General features: G+C 66.4%; 14 protein-coding genes. 4 read left to right on the forward strand and 10 right to left on the reverse strand.

Annotated elements, in window-relative coordinates:
- Positions 1 to 279: 279 nt before the first annotated feature.
- Positions 280 to 2,058: a tannase/feruloyl esterase family alpha/beta hydrolase gene (locus AC3G88_RS13665; RefSeq protein WP_488893442.1), complete on the forward strand. Its 1,779-nt coding sequence runs from the start codon at positions 280 to 282 to the stop codon at positions 2,056 to 2,058.
- Positions 2,059 to 2,248: 190 nt separating this feature from the next.
- Positions 2,249 to 4,507, forward strand: coding sequence for a rhodanese-like domain-containing protein (locus AC3G88_RS13670; RefSeq protein ID WP_488893443.1), 2,259 nt, complete (start codon positions 2,249 to 2,251; stop codon positions 4,505 to 4,507).
- Positions 4,508 to 4,562: 55 nt separating this feature from the next.
- On the opposite strand, the gene AC3G88_RS13675 is transcribed toward AC3G88_RS13670, so the two are convergent.
- The 10 genes from AC3G88_RS13675 to AC3G88_RS13720 form a co-directional block, all read right to left on the reverse strand.
- Complete coding sequence (locus tag AC3G88_RS13675) at positions 4,563 to 5,987, reverse strand: FAD-dependent oxidoreductase (protein ID WP_488772212.1); 1,425 nt, start codon at positions 5,985 to 5,987, stop codon at positions 4,563 to 4,565.
- A 7-nt stretch (positions 5,988 to 5,994) separates the two neighbouring features.
- The gene (gene metC / locus AC3G88_RS13680; RefSeq protein WP_488772211.1) at positions 5,995 to 7,194 is read right to left on the reverse strand and encodes a cystathionine beta-lyase; all 1,200 of its coding nucleotides are present in this window, start codon (positions 7,192 to 7,194) and stop codon (positions 5,995 to 5,997) included.
- Positions 7,195 to 7,207: 13 nt separating this feature from the next.
- Positions 7,208 to 8,074, reverse strand: coding sequence for an amino acid ABC transporter ATP-binding protein (locus tag AC3G88_RS13685; protein WP_488772209.1), 867 nt, complete (start codon positions 8,072 to 8,074; stop codon positions 7,208 to 7,210).
- On the reverse strand, positions 8,061 to 8,873 hold the full coding sequence (locus AC3G88_RS13690) for an amino acid ABC transporter permease (protein WP_488772208.1): 813 nt from the start codon (positions 8,871 to 8,873) through the stop codon (positions 8,061 to 8,063). The genes AC3G88_RS13685 and AC3G88_RS13690 overlap by 14 nt, the downstream gene beginning before the upstream one ends.
- Positions 8,863 to 9,609, reverse strand: coding sequence for an amino acid ABC transporter permease (locus tag AC3G88_RS13695; RefSeq protein ID WP_488772207.1), 747 nt, complete (start codon positions 9,607 to 9,609; stop codon positions 8,863 to 8,865). Before AC3G88_RS13695 ends, AC3G88_RS13690 begins: the two co-directional genes overlap by 11 nt.
- The gene (locus AC3G88_RS13700; RefSeq protein WP_488893444.1) at positions 9,606 to 10,844 is read right to left on the reverse strand and encodes an aminotransferase class I/II-fold pyridoxal phosphate-dependent enzyme; all 1,239 of its coding nucleotides are present in this window, start codon (positions 10,842 to 10,844) and stop codon (positions 9,606 to 9,608) included. The genes AC3G88_RS13695 and AC3G88_RS13700 overlap by 4 nt, the downstream gene beginning before the upstream one ends.
- Positions 10,841 to 11,719, reverse strand: coding sequence for a transporter substrate-binding domain-containing protein (locus tag AC3G88_RS13705; protein WP_488772204.1), 879 nt, complete (start codon positions 11,717 to 11,719; stop codon positions 10,841 to 10,843). Before AC3G88_RS13705 ends, AC3G88_RS13700 begins: the two co-directional genes overlap by 4 nt.
- Before the next feature lie 13 nt (positions 11,720 to 11,732).
- Positions 11,733 to 12,557: a transporter substrate-binding domain-containing protein gene (locus AC3G88_RS13710; RefSeq protein WP_488772203.1), complete on the reverse strand. Its 825-nt coding sequence runs from the start codon at positions 12,555 to 12,557 to the stop codon at positions 11,733 to 11,735.
- 103 nt (positions 12,558 to 12,660) lie between these two features.
- The gene (locus AC3G88_RS13715) at positions 12,661 to 13,656 is read right to left on the reverse strand and encodes a tripartite tricarboxylate transporter substrate binding protein (RefSeq protein ID WP_488772202.1); all 996 of its coding nucleotides are present in this window, start codon (positions 13,654 to 13,656) and stop codon (positions 12,661 to 12,663) included.
- A 147-nt stretch (positions 13,657 to 13,803) separates the two neighbouring features.
- Positions 13,804 to 13,929, reverse strand: a complete 126-nt coding sequence (locus AC3G88_RS13720) for a hypothetical protein (RefSeq protein ID WP_488772201.1) — start codon at positions 13,927 to 13,929, stop codon at positions 13,804 to 13,806.
- Between the two features lie 225 nt (positions 13,930 to 14,154).
- Between AC3G88_RS13720 and AC3G88_RS13725 the strand changes: the two genes are divergently transcribed.
- Positions 14,155 to 15,144 (forward strand): fatty acid desaturase, encoded by a 990-nt coding sequence (locus tag AC3G88_RS13725; protein WP_488772200.1) that lies wholly within the window; start codon positions 14,155 to 14,157, stop codon positions 15,142 to 15,144.
- The gene (locus AC3G88_RS13730; protein WP_488893445.1) at positions 15,131 to 15,958 is read left to right on the forward strand and encodes a phosphate/phosphite/phosphonate ABC transporter substrate-binding protein; all 828 of its coding nucleotides are present in this window, start codon (positions 15,131 to 15,133) and stop codon (positions 15,956 to 15,958) included. Before AC3G88_RS13725 ends, AC3G88_RS13730 begins: the two co-directional genes overlap by 14 nt.
- The last annotated feature ends 36 nt before the right edge of the window (positions 15,959 to 15,994 follow it).

Genomic DNA, 15,994 nt, shown 5'->3' on the forward strand with positions numbered 1-15,994 from the left:
TAATCTACTTGCTATATCAGGCTACCTGAAATTATATTGATTGCACGATTTCCGTAGGGCTGGCGCAGCATGAACAGGGAGGGATGGAAGCCGAACGCAGGCGATTAGCCGGACCGGCCGCCGGGTCGCGTGATCGCGCGGTCCTGGGCGGACCGGCCGTACGCACGGCGCTTGCTCATCTCCTTGCAGCAGTGGAAGCACTTTACAGCGACGACGGCCAAGCCGTCGTTGCCAGCACCTGGCCCCTGGGCCATGACATAAAACTAAACGGGAGACACCATGCCTCAACCACTTACCGGTGGCGCCTTGCTGGCCACCGCGATCGCGCTCGTCCCTTTGGCGGGATGCGGTGGCAGCGACGACGCCGGCACCCACACTGCATCGACGCCACCCGCCGCTTCGACTCCGGCACCGGTATCGGGATTACCGGTGCTCGGCCCGGCGGTGGGCATGACGTTGTCCGCCACGTGTGAAAGCCTTGCCAGCAAGCTGGCATTCCAGGACACGTCCATTACAGCGGTCACGACAGTTGCCGCAGGCGCGATCAAGACAGGGGCCACTGGCGTGGCAGAGCATTGCCTGATTGTGGGCAATATGAAGGCACGCACGAGTCCTGTCGATGGTAAGGCCTACGCCATGGGCTTCGAAATGCGTCTGCCCAAAGTCTGGAACGGCAGGTTCTACTACCAGGCCAACGGTGGCCTGGATGGCAGCGTCAACCAGGCGCAAGGTGCACTGGGCGGCGGGCCCCAGACCGGCGCGCTTGCGATGGGCTTTGCCGTCATCAGCTCCGATGCCGGGCACAACGGTAGCCAGAATCCCCTGTTTGGGATCGATCCACAAGCCCGGCTGGACTATGGCTATAACACCGTCGCAACACTGACACCGATGGCCAAGGCGTTGATCTCACAGTCCTACGGCAAGGGTCCAGATCGCAGCTACTTTGGCGGATGCTCCAATGGCGGACGCCATGCGATGGTCGCCGCGGCACGCATGGCCAAGGAGTACGACGGCATCGTGGCGGGCGACCCCGGCTTCCATCTGCCGAAGGCCGCCATTGGCGAGGTCTACGGCGCGCAGCAATTGGCGACGGTTTCCACGACGGGCACCGATGGTCTACCCGATATCACCACGGCGCTGTCGGCCGCGGAGCGCGCTTTGATCTCCAGTCGCGTACTGGCGAAGTGCGATGCGCTGGACGGCGCGACAGACGGTATGGTGCAGAACCTCAAGGCATGCCAGTCGCAGTTCAGCCTGAGCAACGACGTGCCGACCTGCGCGGGTACGACCCGTGATGGAACCTGCCTGACCGCTTCGCAGAAGACGGCACTGAGCAACTTGTTCGCCGGCGCACGCAACAGCGCGGGCCAGGCGCTGTACGCCAGCTTCCCGTTTGATGCGGGTATCGGCAGCGCAGGCTGGGCCCAGTGGAAGCAAAGCGCATCGGTCTCGCTCGACCCAGCGGCCTTGGCGTTCGTTTTCACGACGCCGCCGCAGCCAGCGTCGACCGCCAGCGCGCTCAAGGCGTTTGCGCTGAACTTCAGCATGGACACCGACGCGCCGAAGATCTTTGCCAGCGACGGTACGTACACGGAATCGGCCTGGTCATTCATGACGCCACCCGATGAGACCAACTTGTCAGTGCTGAAGAATCGCGGCGCTAAGCTGATCGTGTACCACGGCACCAGCGACCCGGTGTTTTCTTCGAATGACACCACTGACTGGTATGAGCGGCTGATGGCAGCCAACAGCGGTGACGCGGGCGATTTCGCACGCTATTTCCCAATTGCCGGCATGAACCACTGCTCCGGCGGTCCCACTGCCGATCAGTTTGACATCCTGACGCCGCTTGTGACCTGGGTCGAGCAAGGCAAGGCACCGGAGAGTGTCATTGCCACGGCGCGTGGCAGTTCGAACGCAGCACCTAACAGCGACGTTCCGGCAGCTTGGACCACAGGCACCGTTGACCGGACTCGCCCGCTCTGCCCGTATCCGAAGACGGCCCGATACAACGGCACGGGCGACATCAACGACGCAGCCAGCTTCCGCTGCAGCTGACGGCAACGGCCGCTGTGGTACACGCTCGGCCTCCGGGCTGAGCGTGTACCACGGCGCCATCTGCCTGTTTCGCGAGTGCCGGTCGAATCCGTCGCGGATATACGCCATTCGCGCATAACAATGTGCGAGTTTGTTCGTTCCTGGGATGAGCGGTAGCCCCTAGAGTCGGTAGCTTGTTCCCATCCGACTCATGACCCATTGGGCCTTCGCCATGACCGCATCCGAGTTACTTCACGCTGCCGCCTCAGGAACCGACATCGCCAGCCGCCGCCACCGGGCGGTGGCCCAGTTTATCGCCGAGACGCGCCAATTGCTCGGCAATGCCGACGTGACTGACAAGTCCTTGCTGGAGCCGGTGGCGAAGGCGCTGGAAGCGCTGGGCCAGCAGCGGGAGTTATTTCCTGACGCCCACTTTCCGGTGTCGGCCACGAACCCCGCGCAGGTATACAGGCTGGCCGAGGATCTCGACGGCCGGTTTGCGCTGTATGTCTCGGCCGGCCTCCCAGGCAAGGCACAGCCGCCGCACGACCACACCACGTGGGCGATCATTGCCGGTATCACCGGCCGGGAGCGCAACAACTTCTATGTGCGGCAGGCGACGGACGACCCGGCGCGCGACAAGCTGGTCGACATCGGGGAATCCGATGTCGTGGCGGGCTCCTCGGTCACGCTGTTGCCCGACGATGTGCATACCATCGAGCTCCTTGGTGAGGAGAACGGGCTGCATTTGCATTTTTATGGCCTCGCACTGGATCGGCTTGCGGGCCGCGTGGTGTTCGAGAGCAAGGCAGGTGGCAGCTATCGCCACTTCGGGCCGCCGCGCCGGCTGGCGGCGCCGGTAACGGACGTCGCCACGCTGAAGGCTGCGCTGGCGGATGGAGAGGAAATCGCGCTGCTCGACGTGCGCGAGACAGGCGTCCATGCGAAAGGCCATCCGTTGCTGGCGGCTTCCGCGCCACTGTGGCGGCTGGAACTGCTGATCCATCGGCTGGTCCCGAGGCCCGATACGCGCATCGTCCTGCTCGACAGCGGCGACGATGCCGATGCGCTGGCGCACCAGGCCGCGGCAAAGCTGGTGCGGCTTGGCTGGGGCAATGTGTCGGTGCTGCAGGGCGGCGTGGCGGCCTGGGTGGCGTCCGGCAACGAACTGTTCACCGGCAGTAACGTACCGAGCAAGGCCTTTGGCGAGATCATCGAACACGAGAAACACACACCGTGGATCGATGCCGACGAACTGCATCGCCGTATTGAAAAGGGCGAAGACATTGTCGTGGTGGATAGCCGCACCCCGGAAGAGTTCGCAGATTTCAGCCTGCCGTTCGCGCACAGCTTGCCGGGCGCCGAACTGGTCTACCGGATTGGCGAACTGGCGCCGAACCCTGGCACGCTGGTGGTGGTCAATTGCGCAGGCCGCACCCGCAGCATCGTGGGCGCGCAGACGCTGATCGATGCGGGCATTCCCAACCCGGTGGCGTCGCTGAAGGACGGCACCATGGCCTGGCTGCTGTCAGGCCGGACGCTGGCGCACGGGCGCGTGACACCGCTGCCGGAACCGTCGGCTGCCACGCTCGATGTGGTACGAAACCGCGCGGAGAATGTGGCAGCGCAGGCGGGGGTGCGCCGGATCGATGCCGCTGGCCTGCAGCAATTGGAGGCTGCATCGCCGACGCATACCCTCTACCGTTTCGATGTGCGCACGCGCAGCGAGTATGAATCGGGCCATCTGCCCGGCTGGCGCTGGGCGCCCGGCGGCCAACTGGTACAGGCCACCGACGAGTATCTGGCCACGCGTCGTGCCCGCATCGTGCTGGCGGACTTCGACGGCGTGCGCGCGCTGACGACGGCCGCCTGGCTGGCGCAGCTTGGCGGGCATGAGGTGTTCGTCTACGCACCGTCCGCCGATGCGGCGCTCGTGACCGGCCCGGAGCCCGTCCGTGTGCTGGCATCGCGTCCGTCCGCTGCGTCGGTGTCATCACAGCAGGCAGCACAGCAGCTGGGCTCCGGCACGGCAAGGCTGTTCGACGTGGAGCGAAGGTCAGCCTACGAGAAGCGTCACGCGGCGGGAGCCTACTTCGCCGTCCCTGACCGGCTGGAAGGGCTGATCGCCGATATTCCGGCCCAGCACGCCATTCTGATCATCTCTTCCGATGGCGTGCTCGCACGCGTGGTGGCTTCGGAATTGGCCGCGCGTACGGGCCGCGATGTCCGCTACGTGACTGGCGGCACGCAGGCCTGGGCGGCTGCGGGTCTACCGGTGGGCACGGGTGCCGAGCGGGTGCTGACCGATGACGACGATTACTGGTTCAGCCCGTATCAGCATGCCGACGTGGGCCAGCGCAATGCCGGCTTTCAGGCGTATCTCGACTGGGAGGTCAACCTGGTGGAGCAGCTCGGGCGCGAGGGCGATATCGGCTTCCGGTTGATCGGGGCCGCCGGGGCGGCAGGCTGAGCGGAACGGTCGCGACAACCGGTACGACAGGGGGCGTCACGGCCCCCTGTTTCGTTCAGCCGTGCCAGACGGCATGTGCGTACAAGTCCGGCCCGAAATCAGGCGACACCTCGGCAAGCGCGCGGGCCTGGTGCAATGCAAGGTCGGCGGTGAACAGATCCTGGCTCACGCGCGATACGATCCGCGGGATATCACGCCGCATGCTCGGGATATCGCCCAACGGAACGCCCGTGCTGGCATAGCCGGCCGGATTGAACACGTGGATTGCCCCGAGCCATGGCGCGGCACCGCGGTGCTTTTCGGTGTATTCAAGGCCGGAGCCCAGATAGGGCGAAGCGCCAAGCGCGTCATCGCGCTCGCCGGGCAGCGGCTCGTACCGGTCGCGCCAGCGAGCCATCCATGGGGCGATGCTGGCCAGTTCGGCGCGGTCGGCAGGGTCGGTGGTGTATCCCGTGCCGGCGATCACGAAGTCAAACACGAATGTCCGGTCTGCCACATGGGCTTCGACGCTGCCGTCGCGCAGCGTGGCAGCCTGCCACGGCGAGGATAGGTGCAGATGGAAGTTCGCATGGGCGGTGGCGCGCTTCACGGCATCTGCCGGAGGCGTCGAGCCCGCGCGGCGGTAGCGTACCGCGTGCTGCCAACGCTGCGCATCGGACAGGCTGGCGTAGTTCTCGAAAAAGCCGGGGTACATGCGCGGCTTGGCCACGGCCCGGGCCGCAATGTGATCGCGCCGGGAGAACAGCCGTACCGCCTGCGCGCCAGCTTCCAGCGCCACTGCCGCCGCGTCGAAGGCCGAGGCGGCCGCACCGATCACCGCCACGGTCTTGCCGCGTAACGCCGCAAAGTCGATGGCATCGGCCGTATGCGCGGCGAGCCCCGCCTGTACCGCCGCCTGCAGGTAGCCGGGCACGGATGGCGCACCGTTGCCGGCTACGCCGTTGGCCAGGACAAGCTTGCGCGTCGTCTCGACGTGCCTCGCACCGCCGACTTCCAGCGTCAGCCGCAGCGCCTGTACGCCGGCGTCCTCGAACGGTGCGATATCGACGAGGCGCGTGCCGTGGCGAACCTCGATATCGAGGAAGTCGCGGAACCAGTCGAGATAGGCAGCCCAGTCGGCGCGCGCAATGCGGTCTAGTGCCGCGAAGGCCTCGCGGCCGTGGCGGGCCTCGAACCATTGCTGGAAGCCCAGCGCGGTGATGCCGAGTTCCGGTCCTACCAGCGATTTCAGCGTGCGCAGCTTGTGCATGCGTGCGCGGGTAAGCCAGACGCCGGTGCCGGAAGCGTCTGCCGCAGCGTCGATCACGGAAACCCGGCCGATGCCCGCCCGCCGCAGTGCATGGGCGATGGCAGTGCCGCCCTGGCCGCCCCCGACGACCACGACGTTATGGTCGATGCCGTCGCGTTGGGGCACCCAGTTGTCGGGAGCCGGGCCCAGTAGCCGCAGCGTGTCCCGCGCGAATTGGTCGATGTCGCTCATGTCAATCCTAGGCAATGGTCCGTTGGAAGGCTTGGTGCAGATCCGCGATCAGGTCGCGTGGGTCCTCCAGGCCGACATGCAGGCGGATGACCGGCGCGTCGTCCCCATGTTCCTGCCAGCTACGGGACGCATTGAGCCGTTCGGGGGGCGCCACCAGCGCCAGGCTCTCGTAGCCGCCCCACGAGGCGCCGATCGAAAATAGCCGCAGGGTGTTGACCAGCCGGCCGGCTGCGGTGTGGTCGCGGGTGCGCAGGGCAAATGACACCAGCCCGCTGGCACCCGTGAAATCGCGCTTCCACAGCGTGTGACCGGGGTCGTCGGGCAGCGCGGGATAGAAGGTGCGGGACACCAGCGGCTGCTGCTGCAGCCATTGCGCCACCTCCGTCGCGTTGCGCTGGTGCTGCGCCAGCCGTACGGGCAGCGTGCGGAGCCCGCGCAGCGCCAGATAGGCGTCGTCGGCACCGACGGTGAGGCCCAGCGCCTCGTGTGCGGTCGCGATGCGCTCCGCCAGCGCCGGGCTGTCCACCACGACGGCGCCCTGCATGACGTCGGAATGGCCTGCGATGTACTTGGTCGCCGCCTGGATCGAAAGATTGGCGCCGAGGCGCAAAGGCTGCAGGAACCAGCCGCCGCTCCATGTGTTGTCGATGGCGACCGGCACGCCTTTGGCGCGTGCAATGGCCGTCAGCGCGGGCAAGTCGAGAACATCGAACAGCAGGGAGCCCGGCGACTCCAGATACACGAGCCGTGTGGTGGAGCGAATCAGCGCATCGAGGTCGTCATGTGCGGGCGAGAAATACTGGATTTCCACGCCAAGCCGCTGCAACAGCGTCTGGTCGACCCGGCGAAGCGGCGCATAGACCGTGTCGGAAACCAGCGCGTGGTCGCCGGGGCCGAGCAGCGCCAGCAGCACCAGTGTGATGGCCGACAGCCCGGAGGGCGCCAGAAAGGCACGATGCCCGCCTTCCAGGGTGCATAACGCGTCTTCCAGCGCCTCATGGGTGTCGAGGCCGTGACGCCCATACGTGGCAATCCGCTCGCCATGCGAGCGGCGGTGATGGCGGTCGGCCAGCGTCTCGACGTTCTCGAAACGGACGGTGCTGGTGCGCACCACGGGAACGTTGACGGGGCCGGCGCCATCGTGCAGTCGTGGCGCGCCGGCATGCAGCAGCCGTGTGTGGATGCCGTCCGTGGGATTCTCGCTCATGGAATGGTCCTGGTCAGCCTTGGGTGGGTGCGGGTGCCGGTGCGAACGCGGCGTTGAATTCGGCGGGCAGGCGCGGAATGGCGCCCAGCGCCCGGCGCAGGAAGGCGCGCGTGCGCTCGTGGCTGGGGTTGCCGAAGATCTGCTCGGGCGGCCCATGCTCGACGATTCGGCCGGCTTCGGTGAAGTAGATGTGATCGCTGATCTCGGCGGCAAAGCGCATCTCGTGGGTCACCAGCACGCAGGTCATGCCGTCTTCCACGAGTTCGCGGATCACGGTCAGCACTTCGCCGACGGTTTCGGGATCGAGCGCCGACGTCACCTCGTCGAACAGGATCAGCTCGGGCCGCATCGCCAGGGCCCGGGCAATCGCCACGCGTTGCTGCTGACCGCCCGACAGTTCGCCCGGATACGCGTGCGCCTTGTCGGCCAGCCGCACTTTGCCCAGCAGCGCATGCGCTTCCTGCTCGGCCTCACGCCGGCTGCGGCCGATTACCCGGGTGGGGGCGATCACCAGGTTCTCCAGTACGGTCAGGTGCGGAAACAGGTTGTACTGCTGGAAGACAAAGCCCACGCGCTTGCGCAGGGCAATCAGTTCGTCTTCGGTGCGTAGCGCTTCCACGGCGGTGTCGCCAACGCGGATCTGCCCCTGTTGCGGTCGGAGCAGCCCGGTGATGCAGCGCAGGATCGTGCTCTTGCCAGAACCGGATGGCCCGATGATGGTCACGGCCTCGCCGCGCCGCACCTCGACATCGATACCCTTGAGCACGGTGTTGTCGCCGAAGGTCAGGTGCACGTCGTGCAGTGCGACGAGCGGTCTGGCGGGCGAGTCGACGGACGCCTGCGGCTGGTGGTTGCGCAGAAAGGAATCAGTGGCGGTCATGACGACGCTCCAGCGCACGCGTGGCGCGCGCGATCGGATAGCAATAGGCAAAGAACAGGGCCAGCAGCGTGAAATAGACCAGCACCGTGAAGTCGGTGCGGGCCACGGTATTGCTGGCCACCTGGGCGGTATCGACCACGTCGTGCACGCCAACCAGCGAGGCCAGCGACGTGCTCATGGTGATGCTGGCGTAAAGGTTCATCCACGGCGGCAACATGCGCCGCACACACTGCGGGAGCACGATCAGCCGGAAAATCTGGCTGCGCCGGAACGCCAGCGACTGGGCAGCTTCCCATTGCGCGCTTGGAATCGACTGGATCGCGCCCCGGAATATCTCTGCCACGTTGGCGCTGGCTGGCAGGGCAAGCCCCAGTACGACCTTGATCCAGTCGGGAAACGGCACCGTCCACTGGCCAATGTGAAGCTCGAACGGAAACACATAGGTGGTGAAGTACACCAGCACCAGGATCGGGGCGTTGCGGAACGCCTGCACCCATAGTCGTGCCAGGTGGCGTATCCCGCGATGGGTGGACAGGGACAGCGCGCCGATCACCAGGCCGGCGAATGTGCCAAGCGCCATCGCCAGGACGCTGATTTCGATGTTTGCCCACATGCCACGCAGCAGCGCCGGCGACCACGTCCACAGGTTGCGGAACGCGGCCGGCGTGCTGCCTGTGGCGTTCCAGAAGCCGACGACGGCCAGCACGCACAACGCAGCCAGCACCCAGGGGCTGGCAAGGACATGCCTGACGGAGGGCGGCGCGGCGCGCGAGGGCAGGGCAAGCGGGTTACTGGCCATAGCCGGGCATCCTCAAACGCAGTTCCAGCCAGCGGCCCGTGCGGCTGACCAGCCAGGTCAGCGCGCCGAAAAACGCCAGGATCAACAAGAGCAATTCCAGCACGTTGTCGCGCTGGGTCCAGATCATGATCGATTCATACGTGACATCGCCCACGGCGATGGCCGACGCGACGGCCGTCATCTTGACAAGATCGACGAGGTTGTTGACCAGCGCCGGCAGCGCGAAACGGACGGCCAGCGGCAGTTCCACCTGCAGCAGCAGTTGCCGCCGCGAGAATCCCAGCGAGCGTGCGGCCTCCAGCGTGACGCGCGGGACGGCCTCGATGCCGGCGCGCAGGGCCTCGGCATGAAACACCGCCTTGTGCAGCGACACGACGGCCACCACCCAGAAGAATGGCGTCAGCGGGTTGCTGCTGCCCAGGCTGCTCAGATGCTGGGTGATCAGCATGTTCAGCACGAGAAAGCCGCAATAGAGCTGCACCAGCGTGGGCGTGTTGCGGGTCAGCTCGACGAATGCGCGTGCTGGCGTAGCCAGCGCCTTGTTGCCGGAGGTGAGCATGGCCGCCAGCGCGGCGCCGGCCAGCAGGCTGCAAGTAATCGTCAGCACGCACAGTTGCAGCGTGACGACCAGTCCATGCAGGAACGCAGTGCGCTCGGTAGTGTCCAGAACGAAGGCGTAGTTCAGGCCCAGCGGCTTCAGCGCGGCGATTCCGGAAACGATCCAGGCGTCGATCATGGGTGCGCCTCCGCCGACGCGGGGCTGAGTGTGGCGACGGCCTGCGCAATGCGCTGCAACGCCGCTTCAAGCACGTTGTCCGCAGCGGCGAACGACAGGCGGAAGTACGGTGACAGCCCGTAGGCGGCGCCTTCCACCACCGCAACGCCCGCGCTGTCCAGCAGCCAGTCCACCACATCGCTGTCGGTTGCCAGCACCTGGCCGTCGGGCCGTACCAGTCCGATCAGTCCGCCGCAGTGGATGTAGGCGAAGAAGGACCCGTCGGGCGGTAGCAGGCGCAGCCCGGGAACGCGGTTGATCGCCGCGACGGTCAACGTGGCCCGGCGCGCATAGGCGTCGCGGGCCTGATCGACGAAAGCCCGGTCGTTGGCCAGCAGCGCCGCTGCGGCGGCGGCCTGCCCGATCGAATTGGCACCTGACGAGACCTGCGACTGGATTGCTGTCATCGCCTGCACCAGTTCGGCCGGTGCGATGCCCCAGCCGATGCGCCAGCCGGTCATTGCATAGGTCTTCGATGCGCCGTTGAGGATCAGCGATCTGCCGCGCAGGTCCGGTGCCAGCGCCAGCCAGTGCCGCGCCGGCGGGACGAAGCGGATCTGGTCGTAGATCTCGTCGAGCAGGACCAGTACCTGCGGATGCGCGCGCAGTACCTTGGCCAGCGACAGCAGTTCGTCCTGCGTGTACACCGCGCCGGTGGGATTGGACGGCGAGTTCAGGATGACCCAGCGCGTACGCGGCGTGATCGCGGACGCCAGTGCGCCGGCCGTCAGTTTGAAACCGCTCTGCTGGTCGCACGGCACGATGACGGGACTGCCGTCGTTGACGCGCACGATGTCCGGAAACGAAGACCAGTAGGGTGCGGGCACAATGACTTCGTCGCCGGCATCGAGCGTGGCCGCGAATGCGTTGAAGATCACCTGCTTGCCGCCGCTGCCGATAAACACTTCGGCCGGCGCGACGCCGATGGCATGGTCCGCGTTGAAGCGTTCGGCTACCGCGCGACGCAGCACTTCGGTGCCCGGCGTCGGTGTATAGCGTGTTTCCCCGCGCGCCATGGCCGCGATGGCCGCCTCCTGGATGGCAGGCGGCGTGTCGAATTCGGGTTCGCCGGCGGTGAGCGTCAGCACGTCACGACCTTGGCGGATCAGCGCGGCGGCACGCTGCCCGGCGGCGGCAATCGGCGACAAGCGCACGCGGCGGGCACGCTGGGACAGCGTGATGGATGGTGTGGTCATGGCTTCCGGCTCTCCGTGAAGACGGCGAAGTCCTGTGGTGCCACGTCGAACTTGCCCTGTTTGGCGCGATCGCGTGCGGGCCGGATGTAGGCCCCGTCCGGCACGCCGAACTTGCTGGCCTGGCTGAGCAGGAAGCCCGTGCGATGCCAGTCGCGGATCGCCGTGTCGACGAATGCCACCGTGTCCTGCTCGCCGCGACGCGTCCATACGACGGTTGGCGACGGGATCAACTGGTCGTCGGTGGCCAGCGTGAACGCGGTCCATTCAGCCTTGTTCGGTCCGTTCAGCGTCTGGTACAGCGCCGGCTGGATATGCACCGATGCCGCGCACGTGCCGCCCTTGAGCGCCAGCAACGATTCCGGGATGCCACGCAGGCCCTTGACGATGGCGCCGTACCGCTCGGCCAGCGGCTTGGCGAAGTTGCTGCCCTGGGAGACGCAGGCCACCTTGCCGCGCAGGTCTTCCCAGCGTTGGATGCCGCTTTGCCTGGACACCATGGCAGCGCCGCCGACCAGGTCGTAAGGCGTCGGGGCGAAGCTCAGGATCTCGCTGCGCTCCTGCGTCCATTGAATGTTTGCCACCAGCAGGTCGACCTTGCCCGCCTGCAGGAACTGCACACGCGTGGAAGCCGTCACCGGCACGGTTTCCAGTTGCACGCCAAGGCGGCGCGCCAGGTCGGCCGCCAGTTCCGTCTGGTAGCCGCCAGTCTTTCCGGTAGCGGTATCGAGGATGCCGAACGGCGGGCTGGGGCCGTCGATGCCAACCGACAGCTTGCCGCGCTGGCGAATCTTGTCGAGCGTGGCGTCGGCCCAGGCCGTATGGGCCGTGGCGAACCCGGCCAGCAGCAGGGCGGCCGATACGAGGTACTTGTTCATCGCGCGCCGGCCCTCAGCCCTTGAATTTTGCCTGCAGTTCGGGCAGCACCGGCTGTGGCGGCGTGATGCCCAGCCGCTTTTCGGTGCCGATCAACCAGCCGGTGCGGTGCCATTCCTGCACCACCTTGTCCACGGCGGCCACCGTATCCGTTTCACCCTTGCGGGCCCAGACCACCGACGGCGCTGGCAGGATCTCGGTTGTGATCGGAGCGGCATAGGTGGCCCACTCGGCATTGGAGCGCAGCAGCGGATGGATCAACGTGGCGTCATGCACGGCCGCCACGCATTGGCCGCCGCGCAATGCCAGCAGGGATTCGGATGCCGTCTTGAAGCCACGCACCTGCGCGCCATACTGCTCCTGCAGAGGCTTCACGAAGCTGCTGCCCTGCGACGCGCATACGGTCTTGCCGCGCAGGTCTTCCCACTGATGGATGCCGCTGGTCTTGAGCACTGCCGCGGTGCCGCCGACGCGGTAGAACGGCGTGGGTGCGTAGGACAGCAGTTCGCCACGATCGGGGTTGTATTCCATCGAGGCAATCAGCAGGTCCACCTTGCCAGCTTGCAGGAACTGCACGCGGTTGGAGGGGTTGACCTGGACGAGTTCGGCTTCCACTCCGAGGCGTTTGGCGAGGTCACGGGCGAGTTCGGGGTTCCAGCCGACCAGTTGCTGGGTGGCCGGATCGATCGATCCAAATGGGCCGCCGTTGACCAGCACGCCGATGGCAACCTTGCCGCGCTGCTTGATCTTGTCGAGCGTGGCGTCGGCGCGTGCCGGCTGCGTGGCGATGAGTGTGAGTGCGAGCGCGGCAATGGCGCGCAGGGTGTAGGCGGATGTCATGGGGCAGGTGAAGTTGGCGCCAGGCAGCCGATGCCCTGAAAGGGTATGGCTGCACGGCAAGGGCAGTTTTGCCGTGGAAAGAGTTGGGGGCGTCTCGCTGCAGCTAGTTCAGCTTGATGCCCGCCGAGGCGATGACCGCCGCGTAACGCGGCAGGTCTTTCGATAGGGTGTCGTCGAGTGCCTGCGCCGATGACGCCACCACGACGAAGCCGGCGTCTTCGAGTTGCTGTCGGGTGCCCGGCTGCGCCAGCACGGCCGTGGCATCGCGGCTGATACGCTCCACCACGTCGGTTGGCGTACCGGCCGGGGCCAGCAGGCCCTGCCAGCTTTCGACGGCGAAGCCGGACGCGCCGGACTCGGCCATGGTCGGCACTTGCGGCAGCGCCTTCGAACGATAGGGCGTGGTGACGGCCAGTGCAGTCAGGCGGCCGTTGCGCACATAGTCGGTGACTGCGGCCAGCGTGATCAGCGTGCCATCGATATGGCCGCCCAGCAGGTCAAGCGTCGCGGGACCACCGCCGGGATAGGGAATGTAGTTGACCTCGATGCCGAGCTGACGCGACAGCATTTCATGCGCGACATGGGCGATACCGCCATTGCCGGGCAGTCCCAGCGCAATCTCGCCTGGCTTGCGCTTTGCGAGGGCCAGGTATTCGCCAAAGGTCTTCACGCCCAGATCGGGCCTGACCACCAGCACCTGTGGACTGACCACGGCCTTGGTTACCCCACGGAATGCATGGCGCGTATCGTAGGGCAGTCGCTTGAACAGCGACGCATTCAGCGTCACGCCTTCGCCGCCGAGCAGCAGCGTATAGCCATCCGGCGTGGCGCGGGCCACCTGGCCTGCGCCAATCGTGCCGCTTGCGCCCGACACGTTCTCGACGACCACGCTTTGGTGCCACCGCTCGCTGAGCTTCTGGGCCAGCGTGCGGGCCAGCTTGTCCGCGCTGCCGCCGGCGGCCACCGGCACGATGATGCGCACGGTCCGGTTCGGGAATCCATCGACCGGCGTGTTGGCGATGGACGGCGTGGCGCAGGTGGCGTAGGCAAAGGCGGCCAGGGCGAGTTTCAACGAGTCGAGCAGTCTGCGGCGCAGCATGATGGATGCAGGTATGAGTCCGGACACGCCTGCCGACACGATGTCGGCAGGAATCGCGCAATGTCGCGGATCAGTCAGCTTATGGAGTGCAGCGCCCGATACGAACAAATCTTTTCGTACTTCGATATGCGCGACAGACTTGCGCGATCAACGGGGTGGCGGACGCTTCGAGGGTTCGCTGTCCTTATGGGGCGGGTACAGCGGATGGCGCAGCGCGGCGTAGACCAGAACCACAGCGCAGATGGCCGTGAACCAGTCGAGCAGATCGGTCATGGCAAGGCTCTCCGTGATGGTCGACCAGCCATGTTGTGGACGCAGACGTCCGGTACGTCAACGAAGGAATCCGACTATGCAAATCCGGTGAGTGTCGCCGGCGCCGAGCGCATGTGACGCGAAGCGGGCGCGGCACATATCGTTATCGGCAATCGTTCGTTCCTGAGCGTGCACTGGCGCCCGTATGCTGCGGTGTCGTTGTCTCTCTTTCATAGACCCGCGCGGATGACCACTTACCTCGACGATCAGCAGCGCATGGAACTTGCGCAGGCGGCGCGGCATTGGCTGTGGCGCACCGAGCTGCCCACCTGGATGCTGATCCTGGCCGTGTATGGCGCCTGGTTTGGCGTGGCGACCCATGCCAGGCAGCTCGGCCTGCCGCTGGCCTGCGTACTGCTGACGTTGTGCACCACGTGGTACCTGTCGCTGCAGCACGAGTTGCTGCACGGGCATCCGACGCGTCTGCCATGGCTGAATGCGCTGCTTGGCGCGGCGCCACTGGCGGTGTGGCTGCCTTATGCGCTGTACCGTCGGGCGCATCTGCAGCACCATGAGGCCGAACTCACGCATCCGCATACCGATCCGGAAAGCTACTTCCTCGACGTTGGTGCATGGCAGTCCGCCCCGCGTGTCTTGCGTCGCCTCTATGCGGCACGCAACACGATGGCCGGCCGCATCGTGCTGCAGCCGGCGTTCTCCATCGCGTCGATCGTCGGCGACGCGATCGGCCGGGTGCGGTCCGGAGACTCGCGCGATCTCCCCGTGTGGGCGGCGCATCTTGCCGCCCTGACGGTTTTGCTGGCGTGGCTGCAGCGCGAATGCGGCATGCCGGCCTGGCTGATGCTGGCGGGCGTCGCGTATCCCGCGCTGTCCCTGGCGGCGATCCGGTCCTTTCAGGAACATCGCGCCACCGAAGCCCATGCGTCGCGCAGTGTCATCAACGAAGCCGGCCTGGGCTGGCGCCTGCTGTTCCTGAACAACAACTTTCACCTTGTGCATCACGATCTGCCAGGTGTGCCGTGGTTTGCGCTGGCCTGGGTCTATCGACGACGGGCGCATGACTACCTGGCGCGCGACGATGGCTTCTTCGTCCAGGGCTACCGCGAATGGCTCGTGCGTTATGCATGGCGCACGGTGGCGCCTGTCGTGCATCCACGGTTCGACGGGATGCTGGCGCTTCATATCGAGACATCGGGTGATCATGGCAAGGCCTGAACGCTGGGTGGCGGCGCTGCCCATGTACAACGTCGCGGCACCGTTGCGCGACGATTGGCTACTGCTGATCGACCGGGTTGGCCAGTTGCTGGGGCGCGCGCGGGCGCCTGTGACGCTCGCGGCGGTAGACCCTGGCGAAGGCGCCGACGCGCTGCACGCCTTCTGGCGCCGCGACGACCTGCTGCTGTCGCAGACCTGCGGCTATCCGCTGGTCCACGGGCTGGCCCCTTATGTCCGGCTGATCGGCACGCCGCGCTTTGCGGTGTCCGGCTGCCATCGGCAGGCCTACCGCAGTGTCATCGTAGTGCGTGCCGATGGTGGGCCTGCGACGATCGAAGCCTGCCGGGGCGCACGCGCCGCGTGCAACGGCCCTGACTCGCACAGCGGCATGAACGCGCTGCGTCACGTCGTTGCGCCGCTGGCCAGGGATGGGCGATTCTTCGGCGACGTGGTGCACACGGGTTCGCATCTCGCATCGCTGGCCGCGGTCGGAGAAGGCCGGGCCGATGTCGCGGCGATCGACTGCGTGACCCTGGCATTTGCGTCCGAGCATCATCCAGCGCTGGTGGCGGGCATCCGCCAGATCGGCGTGACGCGGGCGGTGCCCGGGCTGCCCTTCATTGCCTCGCGGCGCGCCCGCACTTCCCTTGTCAGGCAGGTGCGCGTCGCCTTGCGCGAGGCGCTGCGCGATGACGCCGACCTGCGGACGCGGCTTCATATGGACGACGTCGTGCGGACGACCGCGGCGGCGTACCTGCCGATCGCCGCGATGGCGCTGGACGCGCAGCGGCTGGGGTACGGCGAACTGGGATAGCGTCGGAACGCCAAGCCATCGATACCGGCGCAGTCA

Source organism: Cupriavidus sp. 86D6, assembly GCF_057815095.1.

Coding starts and splice junctions, on each gene's coding strand:
- AC3G88_RS13665 (WP_488893442.1), top strand. CDS start 280: ATGCCTCAACCACTTACCGGTGGCGCCTTGCTGGCCACCGCGATCGCG.
- AC3G88_RS13670 (WP_488893443.1), top strand. CDS start 2,249: ATGACCCATTGGGCCTTCGCCATGACCGCATCCGAGTTACTTCACGCT.
- AC3G88_RS13675 (WP_488772212.1), bottom strand. CDS start 5,987: ATGAGCGACATCGACCAATTCGCGCGGGACACGCTGCGGCTACTGGGC.
- metC (WP_488772211.1), bottom strand. CDS start 7,194: ATGAGCGAGAATCCCACGGACGGCATCCACACACGGCTGCTGCATGCC.
- AC3G88_RS13685 (WP_488772209.1), bottom strand. CDS start 8,074: ATGACCGCCACTGATTCCTTTCTGCGCAACCACCAGCCGCAGGCGTCC.
- AC3G88_RS13690 (WP_488772208.1), bottom strand. CDS start 8,873: ATGGCCAGTAACCCGCTTGCCCTGCCCTCGCGCGCCGCGCCGCCCTCC.
- AC3G88_RS13695 (WP_488772207.1), bottom strand. CDS start 9,609: ATGATCGACGCCTGGATCGTTTCCGGAATCGCCGCGCTGAAGCCGCTG.
- AC3G88_RS13700 (WP_488893444.1), bottom strand. CDS start 10,844: ATGACCACACCATCCATCACGCTGTCCCAGCGTGCCCGCCGCGTGCGC.
- AC3G88_RS13705 (WP_488772204.1), bottom strand. CDS start 11,719: ATGAACAAGTACCTCGTATCGGCCGCCCTGCTGCTGGCCGGGTTCGCC.
- AC3G88_RS13710 (WP_488772203.1), bottom strand. CDS start 12,557: ATGACATCCGCCTACACCCTGCGCGCCATTGCCGCGCTCGCACTCACA.
- AC3G88_RS13715 (WP_488772202.1), bottom strand. CDS start 13,656: ATGCTGCGCCGCAGACTGCTCGACTCGTTGAAACTCGCCCTGGCCGCC.
- AC3G88_RS13720 (WP_488772201.1), bottom strand. CDS start 13,929: ATGACCGATCTGCTCGACTGGTTCACGGCCATCTGCGCTGTGGTTCTG.
- AC3G88_RS13725 (WP_488772200.1), top strand. CDS start 14,155: ATGACCACTTACCTCGACGATCAGCAGCGCATGGAACTTGCGCAGGCG.
- AC3G88_RS13730 (WP_488893445.1), top strand. CDS start 15,131: ATGGCAAGGCCTGAACGCTGGGTGGCGGCGCTGCCCATGTACAACGTC.